Origin of the sequence: Nocardia sp. NPDC052112 (assembly GCF_040680135.1) — a bacterium.
GTDB lineage: Bacteria > Actinomycetota > Actinomycetes > Mycobacteriales > Mycobacteriaceae > Nocardia.
In genome coordinates, this window is record NZ_JBFAWD010000011.1 from 250,366 (window position 1) to 262,846 (window position 12,481).

9 protein-coding genes are annotated in these 12,481 nt (G+C 67.2%); 4 read left to right on the forward strand and 5 right to left on the reverse strand.

Features of this window, described 5'->3' with window-relative positions:
- The first annotated feature begins 7 nt into the window (after positions 1-7).
- A complete protein-coding gene (locus AB0L58_RS23045) occupies positions 8-3,607 on the forward strand; it encodes a BTAD domain-containing putative transcriptional regulator (RefSeq protein WP_364389561.1) in 3,600 nt (1,199 codons plus the stop codon).
- Between the two features lie 42 nt (positions 3,608-3,649).
- On the opposite strand, the gene AB0L58_RS23050 is transcribed toward AB0L58_RS23045, so the two are convergent.
- The 5 genes from AB0L58_RS23050 to AB0L58_RS23070 all read right to left on the reverse strand — a co-directional run bounded on the left by AB0L58_RS23050 (position 3,650) and on the right by AB0L58_RS23070 (position 8,773).
- A complete protein-coding gene (locus AB0L58_RS23050; protein WP_364389563.1) occupies positions 3,650-4,486 on the reverse strand; it encodes an ABC transporter permease in 837 nt (278 codons plus the stop codon).
- Positions 4,483-5,472: an ATP-binding cassette domain-containing protein gene (locus tag AB0L58_RS23055; protein WP_364389564.1), complete on the reverse strand. Its 990-nt coding sequence runs from the start codon at positions 5,470-5,472 to the stop codon at positions 4,483-4,485. The genes AB0L58_RS23050 and AB0L58_RS23055 overlap by 4 nt, the downstream gene beginning before the upstream one ends.
- Positions 5,473-5,851: 379 nt before the next feature.
- On the reverse strand, positions 5,852-7,012 hold the full coding sequence (menE, locus tag AB0L58_RS23060; protein WP_364389566.1) for an o-succinylbenzoate--CoA ligase: 1,161 nt from the start codon (positions 7,010-7,012) through the stop codon (positions 5,852-5,854).
- A 473-nt stretch (positions 7,013-7,485) separates the two neighbouring features.
- Positions 7,486-7,878, reverse strand: coding sequence for a VOC family protein (locus tag AB0L58_RS23065; protein WP_364389567.1), 393 nt, complete (start codon positions 7,876-7,878; stop codon positions 7,486-7,488).
- 1 nt (position 7,879) lies between these two features.
- On the reverse strand, positions 7,880-8,773 hold the full coding sequence (locus AB0L58_RS23070) for a 1,4-dihydroxy-2-naphthoyl-CoA synthase (RefSeq protein WP_364389569.1): 894 nt from the start codon (positions 8,771-8,773) through the stop codon (positions 7,880-7,882).
- 235 nt (positions 8,774-9,008) lie between these two features.
- Between AB0L58_RS23070 and AB0L58_RS23075 the strand changes: the two genes are divergently transcribed.
- The 3 genes from AB0L58_RS23075 (at position 9,009) to menD (ending at position 12,189) form a co-directional block, all read left to right on the forward strand.
- Positions 9,009-9,641 (forward strand): PaaI family thioesterase, encoded by a 633-nt coding sequence (locus AB0L58_RS23075; RefSeq protein ID WP_364389620.1) that lies wholly within the window; start codon positions 9,009-9,011, stop codon positions 9,639-9,641.
- A gap of 86 nt (positions 9,642-9,727) precedes the next feature.
- Positions 9,728-10,171 carry a hypothetical protein gene (locus tag AB0L58_RS23080; protein WP_364389570.1) on the forward strand — a complete coding sequence of 148 codons (444 nt, stop codon included), beginning with the start codon at positions 9,728-9,730 and terminating at the stop codon, positions 10,169-10,171.
- Between the two features lie 374 nt (positions 10,172-10,545).
- Positions 10,546-12,189: a 2-succinyl-5-enolpyruvyl-6-hydroxy-3-cyclohexene-1-carboxylic-acid synthase gene (gene menD, locus AB0L58_RS23085; protein ID WP_364389572.1), complete on the forward strand. Its 1,644-nt coding sequence runs from the start codon at positions 10,546-10,548 to the stop codon at positions 12,187-12,189.
- Positions 12,190-12,481 lie beyond the last annotated feature (292 nt).

Below are 12,481 nucleotides of genomic sequence, written 5' to 3' on the forward strand. Positions count from 1 at the left end.
AAAAACCATGCCCGCCCGGCACGGAGTGCTCGCATACGATATCGACGGAATGTTTCCCGATCAGAGCGGCCCGAATGGCCGAAGTCAAACCCTGACGACGCCCGCAGGCGAATCGGTCGTAGTGGCCCTGCTGGGCGAGATCGCGCTACGCCGAGACGGCGCGCTCGTGGCGTTGCCCGGGGCGCGCTCGCGGCTGCTGCTCGCGGCTCTGGCGCTGCGCCCCGGCCGCAGCCGCAATGCTCAGGCGCTGATCGATGCGGTGTGGGGTGAGCAGCCGCCGCGCGCGCCGATGAACGCGCTGCACACCCAGGTCTCACGGCTGCGCTCGGCGCTGCCGGATGCCGCGCTGGAGATCGGCCCGGCGGGCTACCGTCTCACCTTGACCGCCGATCAGGTCGATTTGACCGTCGTGGACGATCTGATGCGCGCGGCCCGCGCCAAACAGGTCGACGGTGACCACGCCGGATGTCTCGAGGTGCTGACCAGGGCCAGATCGCTCTGGCGTGGCGAGCCCGGTGCCGACCTGCCAGCGGGCGACCTCGCCGACGAGCTGCGCACTGCGGCCGCATACCGCTGGTCCGAACTGGAGGCGATCGAGGTCGCCGCCAGGGTCGCCAGCGGCGATCTCGACGGCGCGGTGGCGATCACCCGCCGTACCACGGCAGCGAAACCGCTCGACGAGGCCGCGCACGCCACCTTGATGCGGTTGCTCGCCGCGTCCGGTCGCCCCAACGAAGCCCTCGATGTCTTCGCATCGATCCGTGGGCGACTTGTCGAAGAGCTCGGCGCGGATCCGGGTCCGGCGCTGGTGGAGCTGAATACCGCAATCCTGCGCGGTGATCCGGTGCCTGGTTTCGCGTCGCGGATCGATCAGGGTGGGGTCGTGGCGAACCCGACGCTCGATATGAATTCGGTCACATCAGCTGATCCGGCGGTATCGGTCGCGGTGGGGGATTCGGCCGGACGGGATTCCGTGGGTCGGGATTCGGCGGCGCCGGATTCGATTGGACGAGTCTCGGATTCGGCCACTGCCGCAGCACCGGGTGCCCACTCCGCGATCGGCTTGCGCGCGGCCCCCAATGCCCTGCTCGGACGTGCCGCCGATCTGGACGCACTCGAGCAACTGCTGCACCGCTCCCGGGTGACGACCGTCCTCGGCCCCGGCGGCACCGGAAAGACCAGGGTGGCCAACGAATTGGGCGCACGGATCGCGCGCAGCGAATCCGTGGTGCTGGTGGAGTTGGCGTCGGTGCGAGCGGATACGGCCGCCGAGGCCGATCCGCGCGCGGACGTCGAGGCCGCGATCAGCACCACGCTCGGCCTCGGCGAGATCGTCCGGGAAACCGCGTGGCGGCGTTCCACCGGCTACAGCGATGCCGGTCGTCGACTACGCGATGCGCTCGCCGCCCGCCCGACGCTGTTGATCTTGGACAACTGTGAGCACCTGATCGACGCGGTCGCCGAGGTGGTCGCCGATCTGGTCGGCAGCTGCGATCAACTCAGTGTGCTCACCACCAGCCGCGCGCCACTGGCGATCACCGCGGAAACGGTCTATCCGCTGGCGCCCCTGTCCATCGACGCGGCCGGATCGCCCGCGACCGATCTGTTCATGGCCAGAGCGCGTGCGGTGCGGCCGACAGTGCGCCTGGATCCCGAGGTGGTGGCCCGGCTGTGCGGCACGCTGGACGGGCTGCCGCTGGCCATCGAACTCGCCGCCGCCCGCGCGCGAACCATGAGCGTCGAGGAAATCGAAACCCGCTTGGAACACCGATTCGCCTTGCTGCGCAGTGGAGATCGCTCCTCGCCGGAACGGCACCGCACCTTGCACGCGGTCATCGCGTGGAGCTGGAATCTGCTCGAGGAGCCGCAACAGATCGCCTTGCGCAGGCTGTGTCGCTTTCCGGCCGGGTTCACCCTCGATGCCGCCGAAGTGGTCGCGGGCGGCCCGGATGTCGACGATGTGGCCACGGCCGTGGACGGGCTGGTCAGCCAATCGCTGCTCACCGTCCTGGACGACGACGAGGGCCTGATCGGAACCCGCTACCGCATGCTGGAGACGGTCCGCGAATTCGGTGAGGAACAGCTGGCTCTGACCGGATCCGACGCGGCGGCGGGCATTTCGGGTGCGATCGACGAACGTCCCGTGGTGATGGACCGCATGTCGCGCTGGGCCCGTGACTATTCGATCGCCACGGTGTACCGCTATCTCTCCGACGAGCAGGTGGCCACCGTGCTCTCGGTCGGTGCGGAGCTGGACAATCTGGTCACGGTGCTGCGATACGCATTGGAGCGCAGGGACGCCCGCACGGTGTACCGGGTCTTCCCGATCGTCGGCACGCTCTGGGTGATGCGTGGCGCGCATATGGAGCTGAGCGGTTGGGGGCGCCGGATTATCAACCTGGCACCCGAACCCGGTCCGGTGCACGGTACGGTCGCCGATCTGCAGATGCTCGCGCACCTGCTGATCGGTATGCACATGGTGTACCTGGGCGGCAATCTGCGTGCGGTGGCGACCACCCGGGCGCGGGTCCGTCGATTGCTCAGCACAGCAATCGATCTCAATAGGGGGGTGCGCTTTCTCGGCGTCATGGCCTGCTCTGATACCTCGGGTTCGGACGTGCCCAGGCTATTCGCCGACGGTGCCAAGTCGCCGGACCCGGTGATACGTGCCGCGGCGGTGTTCATGCGCGCGAATATCAGGGAGAACGCCGGCCATGTCTACGGCTCCGCTCGGGACGCGAAGGCCGCCTTGCAGCTGATCGAGGGCACCGATGTGTGGGGCACGGCGATGGTTACCCAGCACCTCGGGCAACTCGCCGGACAGACCGCGCACTATGCCGATGCGGTGGATTACTACCGCCGGGCCGCGGAACTGTTGCGGGAGTTGCGTGCTCACGAAGAGGCCGTTGAGATACGCAGCTATCTTGCGGTATCGCTGATCGGCGCGGGTCGGCTGGCCGAAGCGCGGCGGGAGCTGGGCTTCGCGCTCGGCGCCGCGGACGGGGATCCGGCACACGGTACCGCGATCGACGACCCGCACATCCGACGCAACCACCGGCTGGCACCGGTGGTCATCGGCATCGCGGAACTCGAACTGGCCGAGGGCGATATCGATGCCGGGCTGCGCCACTATCGTCGGGCACTCGACCTGTACGGCTGGCCCGATGACGAACCGATGCCCGGCCCTGGCATTCTGATGACCGCGAGCGGGGCGGTGGACGCGTACGTGCTGCACGGACGCGCGGCGGAGGCCGACGATATCGCGCGCACGCTGCTCAGCCTCGCGATGGGCCGGCTCGGACAGTTCTACGACCTGCCGCAGATCGGTGCGGTCGCCAATGCGGTCGGAACGTATTATCTCGCAGTACAGCGTGATTCGGAGATCGGCGTGGAGTTGGTCTCGCTGGCCGGCAAAGTCGTGGGGCGACAGGATAGTCCGTCGGCCGAATTGCGGCGGCACGTGGCACTGCACCGAACAACGGTGGGCGACGAGCGCTTCGAGGCAGCACTGACCAGGGCCGCCGGTATGCGTCGACGACAAGCGGCTGCGCGAATACTCGAACTCCTGCAGGAACTGTCCTGCGACGACGAAAATCGCGGTGGGTGACTTACCCACCGCGACTTTCGGGTAGCGCTCAGATCCGAGTGGTCACGCCCGGCGCATATAGGCGCGGACCGCGAGGGGTGCGAAGATCACGATCACGACCATCGAGCCGACCACTGACCAGACCAGATCGCTGGTGTAGACGTTGCCGTTCATCAACTCTCGGGCGGCATTGACCATGTAGTAGATCGGGTTCGCGTGGTTGATCCCCTGCAGCCAACCCGGCATCGTGCTGACCTGTGCGAACGCGCCGGACATGAAGGTCAGCGGGAACATGATCATCATGGAAATGCCCTGCACGCCAGCGGCGCTCTTACCCGTGACGCCGACCAGCGCCCAAATCCAGCTCACTGCGAACGAGCAGAAGATCACCACCAGACCGGCGACCACGACCCCGACGAACCCACCGCCGGGACGGTAGCCGAGGCACAGACCGACGACCACGGTGAGCACGGTCGCGAGACTGTAGCGCACCATATCGGCGATCAATGCGCCCGCCAGCGCCGAAATACGGGAAATGGGCAGGGATTTGAACCGGTCGAAAACGCCCTTGTCCATATCCTCGCGCAGTTGGGTACCGGTGACGACGGAGGTGAGGATGACGGTCTGCACGAGGATGCCCGGAATCAGGATCGGCAGGTAGTCGTGCACATTGTGCGAGATCGCGCCGCCGAAGATGTAGGCGAACAACGCGGTGAACAGGATCGGCTGAATCGTCACATCGAACAGCTGTTCCGGATTGTGCTTGATCTTCAGAATGCCGCGGTAGGCCATCGTGAACGAGGTCTCGACGGTCTGGCGGAGGCTGATCTTGTTGCTGGCCTCCGGGATTGCGGTCGGCGCAGCGTGGCGCGCCGGGGTTGGTGCGGTAATAGTGGTCATGCCGCGCTCCGTTCCGAATCGTTGTCGTCTTCGGCCGGGTGGCCGGTGATGGTGAGGAAGACCTCGTCGAGGCTGGGCTTGGTGACGGTGATCTCGTCGATCGCGATCTCCCACTCGCGCAGGCGGATCAGCAGGTCGGCGGTCATACCCGCGTCCGGCAACGGTGCCGTGAGCCGTCCGGCCTCGGGCGTGATCTGGGCCTCGGCGCCGAGGAAGTCGGCGACAATGCGACGGGCCTCCTCGAGTTGGGCCCGATCGACCAGGGTCAGATGCAGTGATGAGCCACCGACCGAGGACTTGAGCTCGTCGGCGGTGCCGTCGGCGATCACCTTGCCGTGGTCGATGACGGCGATCCGGTCGGCGAGCTGATCGGCCTCGTCCAGATACTGCGTGGTGAGCAGTACCGTCGCGCCCTCGCGGACCAGCCGCCGGATGGTCTCCCACATCTGGGCGCGGGTGCGCGGATCGAGGCCGGTCGTCGGCTCGTCCAGGAACAGCAGCGGCGGTGTCGCGATCAGGCTGGCAGCCAGATCGAGGCGGCGTCGCATGCCGCCGGAGAAGTTCTTCAGCGGCTTGTTCGCCGCCTCGGTGAGGTCGAATTCCTCAAGCAGTTCGACCGACTTGCTCCTGGCATCGATCCGGCTGAGGCCGAGCAGGCGGGAGAAGATGATCAGATTTTCGGTGGCCGTGAGGTCCTCGTCGACCGAGGCGTACTGCCCGGTGACACCGACCAGGGACCGAACCGCGGTCGGTTCCGCGACGACGTCGCGGCCGAAGATGCGAGCGCTGCCGCCGTCGGGGCGCAGCAGGGTGGCCAGCATGCGGATGGTCGTGGTCTTGCCCGCGCCGTTCGGGCCGAGCACGCCGTAGACCGAGCCCTGCGGAACCGCCAGGCTCACACCGTCGACGGCGCGCTGTTCCCCGAACACCTTGACCAGGCTGTCCGCCTCGACGGCGAGCACTGAAGTGGGTGTGTATGAAGTCATGCCCAAACTTTGCGGCCCGTGCCTTGCACGGTCCTTGCACCGCGGTGTCGTCGCTGTCTTGCACGCACTTGCGTGGCCGTGCGCCCGCTGCAACGTCAGAAGCACGTCGCGCGTCTGCTCGGACGACGACCACTGTCGACCATCGGGACGAGCCGTCGGCGAACAGAGCAGCGCGGCTCCAGGGTGACGCTTTCCGAACTGTTGTCATTTCACAGCCGACTCGGGCGATGCTGCGGTCAGGCACACCGGGTGGGTGCGAGCGTGTCGGAGCTGCCGCGCTCGTCAGCTTTGTACGGTGCCGTGGACAGCGATCCACAGAGCCGTTGCCGGTGCTCATCGGCAGCGGCAGGTTCCGCCGATCCGGCCGTGGGACCCGCCGTCAGTGTGTCGACTCCGCGAGGAGATGCTCGCGGAGTTTGACGCGGTCCGGCTTGCCCGGTCCGCGCAGTGGAAGCTCGTCCAGGATCGCCAGCTCGCGCGGTGCGGCGATGGGGTCGAGTTCGCGCACAACATGATCGCGCAGTTCCTCGAGCGTCGGGCTGGCGCCAGGGGCGGGGACCACCGCGACCGCGACCCGTTGGCCGAGCCGATCGTCGGGCAGACCGAGCACCACGCATTCGCTGATGCCGGGATGGGTGATCAGCACGGCCTCCACCACCTGTGGGATGACAAGCAGTCCGCCGGTCGTGATCGCCTCGTCGAGGCGTCCGCTGATGCTGAGTACACCGTTGTCGTAGGAGCCCGCGTCCTCGGTGCGGAACCAGCCGGGTTCGGCGAAGGCCGGATGGTCGGGCTGGCCGCGGTAGCCGTTGGCGATCATCGCGCCGCCGAGCAGCACACGACCGTCCTCGATGCGAATCTCGGTGCCGTCGAGGGGAACTCCGTCATAGACACAGCCGCCGCAGGTTTCGCTCATGCCGTAGGTGCGAACGACGTTGATACCGGCCGCTTTCGCGCGTTCGTAGACCGGTGCCGGAGTGGCCGCGCCGCCGACGAGCACACCGTCCAATTGGGCAAGTGCCGCCGCGGCGGTGGGTGCCTCCAGCGCCTTGATCAGCTGGGTCGGTACCAGTGCGGTGTAGCGGCGTTCCCCGCGCATACCGGAAATCGCGCCCGCCAGCGCCTCGGGGAGGAAGCCGCCGGAAACATCGAGCACGGCGGGTTCGGTACCGGCCAGAATGCTGCGCAGCAGCACCTGGATGCCCGCGATGTGATGGGTCGGCAGTGCGAGCAGCCAGGTGCCTGGTCCACCGAGTCGATCGTGTGTCGCGGTCCCGCTGGCCCGCAGCGCGGCGGAGCTGAGCATGGCGCCCTTCGGCACTCCGGTGGTGCCGGAGGTGGTCACCACCAGCGCGACCTCGTCATCGATCCGTTCGCCGGGCCCGAGCGCATCGCTCAGCCGCCGGGCCTCGCGACGGTCGCTGGTCGGTATCGGCAACCATGCTGGGCCGTTGCCTTCCAACACTTCTCGCAGATGCGGCATGACATCGCCCAGCCCCGATCCGGTCGGCATCGGCAGCGTCCGCAAGGTGCGGCTCATGACCAGACCTCGCCGGTGCTCGGCGCCGTCATGTGCGGTCGCGCTGTGTTGTTGATTCGCTCGCTGCGTTCGCTCATGACTCGGCCCCCGTCACTCGCGGGCGCGCGATTCCCATGGCTCGTTCGCTTCGCTCTCTCACGACCGCACCTCGCTGGTGCTCGGCGCCGTCGTGCGCAGGCGCGCTGTGTTCATGGTTCGCTCGCTGCGCTCCCTCACGAGTCTGATCGTGTCATGTCAATGTGACCGCACGCGGCAGGGGTCGGTTTGCTGGGGCGGCGCGCTGGGGGTTCGGCCGCGTCAGGGGAGAAGAACTCGGGTACGCCGGACATCGAGACTGCGATTCACTCGGAGGACGGTACTCAAAAGGTCACCCGGACGTCGGCGGTCGGGCGGCCATCCGTGGGTTATCGTCCTCGCCGGGGTCGGCATTGGCAACTCGAGCCGGATTGCCCGCGTCAACGCTTACGTCGCGATCAGTGCGGTGACCAGCGTGAATCCCGTCGAATCGGATGTTCGGGCGGCACTTCGACCACAACGATCGGGACACCGTCCGGATCCCGCACCCACATTTCGATCAGTCCCCAGGGCTCGCGCACCGGCTCGCGCTCGATGCGAATCCCCTTGAGCGCGAACTCCGCCGCCGTGTCCGAAAGGTCGCGTACCTGCAGCCAGAGCGCGCCTTCGAAAGTGGTCGATTTGCCCGATCCGCCGTGCGCGGCTACCTCGATCAGCGACTGTCCAGCGAAGAAAACCGTGCCGCCCGGATACTCGCGTGCGATCGCCAAACCCAGGCCGTCGCGGTAGAAGGCGAGGGTTGTCCGGTAGTCGGCGGGCCGCAGGATGACCCGGCTGCTGAGGATGTCCATCTCAGAAGTACCAGGGGTAGGGGGTCCAGTCCGGCTTGCGCTTCTCCAGGAAGGCGTCGCGGCCCTCGATCGCCTCATCGGTCATGTACGCCATCCGGGTGGCCTCGCCCGCGAACAGTTGCTGACCGACCAGACCGTCGTCGAGCAGATTGAACGCGTACTTCAGCATGCGCTGGGCCTGCGGGGACTTTCCGTTGATATCGGTGGTCCACTCCAGCGCGACATTTTCCAGTTCGGCGTGGTCGACCACCTTGTTCACCGCGCCCATCTGATGCATTTCCTCGGCGGTGTAGGGACGACCGAGGAAGAAGATTTCCCGCGCGAATTTCTGGCCGACCATTTTCGCGAGATAGGCGCTGCCGTAACCGCCGTCGAAGCTGCCGACATCGGCGTCGGTCTGCTTGAACCTGGCGTGCTCGCGGCTGGCCAGGGTCAGATCGCAGACCACGTGCAGACTGTGCCCGCCGCCCGCCGCCCAGCCGTTGACCAGCGCGATGACCACCTTCGGCATGAACCGGATCAGCCGCTGCACCTCGAGGATGTGCAGCCGGCCCGCGCGCGCCTGGTCGACGGTGTCCGCGGTCTCGCCATCGGCGTACTGGTAGCCGCTGCGGCCACGAATGCGCTGGTCGCCACCAGAGCAGAAGGCCCAACCGCCGTCCTTGGGGCTCGGTCCGTTGCCGGTGATGAGCACCGCACCGACGTCCGGGGTCATCCTCGCGTGGTCGAGCGCGCGATAGAGCTCGTCGACCGTATGGGGGCGGAACGCATTGCGCACCTCCGGCCGATCGAAGGCCACCCGGACGGTGCCCTGTGCGATATGCCGGTGATAGGTGATGTCGGTCAGGTTCTCGAACCCCGGAACGGGTCGCCACAGCTTCGGATTGAACGTCACCCCAGTGATTATTGCCCCCACCGATGTTTCGGGGGTCAGCGACTTCCATGCGAACTTCTACGGTGTCGATTCCATTACTCGACGGTACGACTTGACGGTGTATAACAACGCGATACCGTGCAACTATGAACGGAGCATCGCGAAGCGATTCCATGAGGGCGGCAGTCGGGTGACGGGCGGGCACGAGGCAGTGAAACGGGTTCCGGAACGCGTTGTCGGGCGGTCCGGTCCGCGCATCGACAGCAGCGCGGTGGACGAATCCCGGTACGAGAAGCACGGCGGCTTCCCCAAGGTTTCCCGCGCGCGCGTCGGCGCCAACTTCGGCCCGTTCGTCGAGGCCATGCGCGCACTGCAGGATCTGGCCGTCTCCGCGGACGCCCCCGACGAGATCTTCGGCGAGGCACTCGACCGGACGCGCGAACTCGTCGAGCTGCTCGAGCCCTACCGCGCACCGGAGCTGCAGAGCCCGGCGGGCCGTGCGGTCGAATTGCCCGGCCGCGGCAGCCTTTTGCTGCCGCCGTGGCAGGTCGTCGAAGCCGGACCCGACGGCATCGTGATGACCGGTGAATTCCGTCGCTTCCATCTCGGCGGCAACGGCGCGGCGCACGGTGGCGTGCTCCCACTGCTCTTCGACGATCTGCTCGGCATGATCGTGCACTACGCCGGACGGCCGATCAGTCGCACCGCCTATCTGCATGTGAACTATCGCAAGATCACTCCGTTGCAGACGCCGCTGACCGTGCGGGGTCGCGTCGATCGCATCGAAGGGCGCAAAACGTTCATTACCGCCGAATTGGTCGATGAGCAGGGCAATGTCCTCGCGGATTGTGAAGGATTGATGATCCAATTGCTGCCGTGGCAGCCGTAGCCGGATGAGTGCCGTGTGACTCTGCGCACCAGTGCGTATAGTGACGTGCGCTCGTTCATCGACATCGATCCCGGAGGAACCTGAAAGTGGTTGCAGCACTGTCTGAATCCCTGCTCGACGACGCGAAGCGCTCGGCCTTCCTTGCCGATGCCAAGGAGGTTCTGGACGCCGAGGTGTCGGACAAGGGTGGTGCGTCGGGCCTGGCCGTCAAGGGTGGGTACGCGGCGGTCAAGAAGATCAGCCCGTCCATCGTGCCGGACGCGCTGGAGTCCTTGGCCCCCAAGCTCGTTACGCAGCTGGAGCCGTTTTGGCAGGAATACACGGCGACCGGGTCCGGCAAGTTCGCCGACCTGCTGGTCGCCAAGTCGGATGAGGTCGCCGAGGCTTTGCTCTCGGTGACCGACGCGCGTGCCGAGGCCTCGACCCGTCCGGCGCTGCAGAAGGTCTACTCGTCGATGCGTTCCTCGGCCAAGAAGAACGTCATCGAGGCCCTGCCGCGGCTGGGCGACCTGGTGCAGCGGCACGCCTGAGTTAGCTGGCGGCGCCACGGCGCCGCGTATTGAGCTCATGCCTGCGCCTCGCTGGCGCTCGGCTTCGGCATGACTGCATGGGCGGCTGTGTTTTGTCGCTCACTGCGTTCGCTCATGGACTCGCTCCGTGGTGGGTGCGCCGGCGACGATCACAGTCGCGCACGGCGATTCGGCCGACCACGGGCGCTGAGCGCCCCGCGTCCGGTGGTGGACGCGGGGCGAATTTTCCGCCAACCCCGACAGGCGTGAGGGAGCGCAGCGGGTGAACCAACGGCACAGCGTCCCTCTGGGCACAATGGTGCCGAGCGCTAGCGAGGTGCCATTGTGAGCAGGGTGACGAAGACGTCGAAGCAACTGTCTGAGAGCCTGGAGGCGTGAACCCGTCTACAGCACAGGCGCAAGTGGTCGTTGACGAACTCGCGCGCGGGGGTGTGCGGGATGTCGTGCTATGTCCGGGGTCGAGAAACGCGCCCCTGGCATTCGCACTGCAAGCGGCCGATGCCGCGGGCCGACTGCGCCTGCATATGCGCGTCGACGAGCGAACCGCGGGCTTCCTGGCCATCGGACTCGCCATCGCCGGTCGGCTGCCGGTACCGGTGGTGATGACGTCGGGAACCGCCGTCGCCAATCTCGGCCCCGCGGTGCTGGAGGCGAACTATGCCCGCGTGCCGCTGGTGGTACTGAGCGCCAACCGGCCCTACGAGATGCTCGGCTCCGGCGCCAATCAGACCGTCGAACAGTTCGGGCTGTTCGGTAGCCAGGTGCGTGCCTCGATCAGCCTCGGACTCGCCGAGGAGGAGGCCGGTACCGATGGTGGCGTGGCCTACGGACACCAGAACAGCCAGTGGCGTTCGGCTGTCTGCCGGGCACTCGCCGCGGCCCGTGGCACCCGTTCCGGCAATGCCGGGCCGGTGCACTTCGATATCCCGCTGCGCGAGCCGCTGGTGCCGGATCACACGCCGGACGAGTGGGCGCCCCAGGGCCGCCCCGCTGGCGAGGCATGGACGAGTACCCGGTACGCGACGCTCGATGTACCGCTCGACCTCGACCTGACGCCCGATACGGTCGTCATCTCCGGCCACGGCGCCGGATTGCGGCCGGAACTGGCCGAGCTGCCGACGGTGGCCGAACCCACGGCCCCGATGCACGGTCCGTCCCTGCACCCGCTGGCCTTGCCGCTGCTGAAGCCGCGGCAGGCGATCATCACCGGGCGGCCGACGCTACATCGTCAGGTCGCGAAGGTCCTGGCCGATCCGGCCGTCACCGTCTACGCGCTCACCACCGGTCCGCGCTGGCCCGATGTCTCCGGCAATGTGGTCGGTACCGGAACCAGGGCGGTCACCACCGGTGCGCCGAGTGCGGACTGGCTCGCGTACTGCCGCGAACTCGATGCGAAGGCCGATCAGGTCGTCCGCGCGGAACTGGCCAATCATCCGAAGCCGACCGGACTGCACGTCGCCGCGGTGGTGATGGACGCGCTGCGCGAGGGCGATCAGCTGTTGCTCGGCGCATCCAATCCCGTACGCGACGCGGCCCTGGTCTCGCATCCGCGGCCTGGTGTCCGGGTGCTGTCCAATCGCGGTGTGGCCGGTATCGACGGCACCGTGTCCACGGCCGTCGGCGCGGCACTGCACCACGCCGGCCGCACCATCGCGCTGATCGGTGACCTCACCTTCCTGCACGACGCCTCCGGCCTGCTCATCGGCCGCGGTGAACCCCGTCCGGCCGATCTGACCATCGTGGTCGCCAACGACGACGGTGGCGGCATCTTCGAACTCCTGGAACAGGGTGATCCGCAGTACGCCGGTGTTTTCGAGCGCGTCTTCGGTACACCGCACGGGATGGATCTGGCCGCGCTGTGTGCCGCCTATCGGATTCCACACAAGCAGGTCGATACCGAGCAGTTGGCGGCCGAATTGGCCGGGCATGCGCATGGGTTGCGGGTGCTCGAGGTCGCGACCGAGCGTTCCAGTCTGCGGGAGTTGCACGCGACCGTCCGCGCCAAGATCGCTCGGTGAGCGAGCGCTTGCGCGTGGACTGTGGGTGCGGTGGGGCGTGGTGCGTGGTGGGTTGAGTGCCGGTGGCTGTGGGCGAGCGTTTGCGTGTGGACTGTGGGTGCGGTGGGGTGCAGCGCGTGGTGGAGTCGAGTGCTGGCGGGGCGTAACTGTGGGTGAGCGTTTGCGTGTGGACGTGTGGGTGCGGTGGGGCGTGGTGCGTGGTGGAGTCGAGTGCTGGTGAGGTGTAGCTGTGGGCGAGCGTTTGCGTGTGGACGTGTGGGTGCGGTGGGGCGTGGTGCGTGGTGGAGTCGAG

Coding starts and splice junctions, on each gene's coding strand:
- AB0L58_RS23065 (WP_364389567.1), bottom strand. CDS start 7,878: ATGGACATCCTCAGCAGCCGGGTCATCCTGCGGCCCGCCGACTACCGG.
- AB0L58_RS23050 (WP_364389563.1), bottom strand. CDS start 4,486: ATGACCACTATTACCGCACCAACCCCGGCGCGCCACGCTGCGCCGACC.
- menE (WP_364389566.1), bottom strand. CDS start 7,012: ATGAGCCGCACCTTGCGGACGCTGCCGATGCCGACCGGATCGGGGCTG.
- AB0L58_RS23045 (WP_364389561.1), top strand. CDS start 8: ATGCCCGCCCGGCACGGAGTGCTCGCATACGATATCGACGGAATGTTT.
- AB0L58_RS23055 (WP_364389564.1), bottom strand. CDS start 5,472: ATGACTTCATACACACCCACTTCAGTGCTCGCCGTCGAGGCGGACAGC.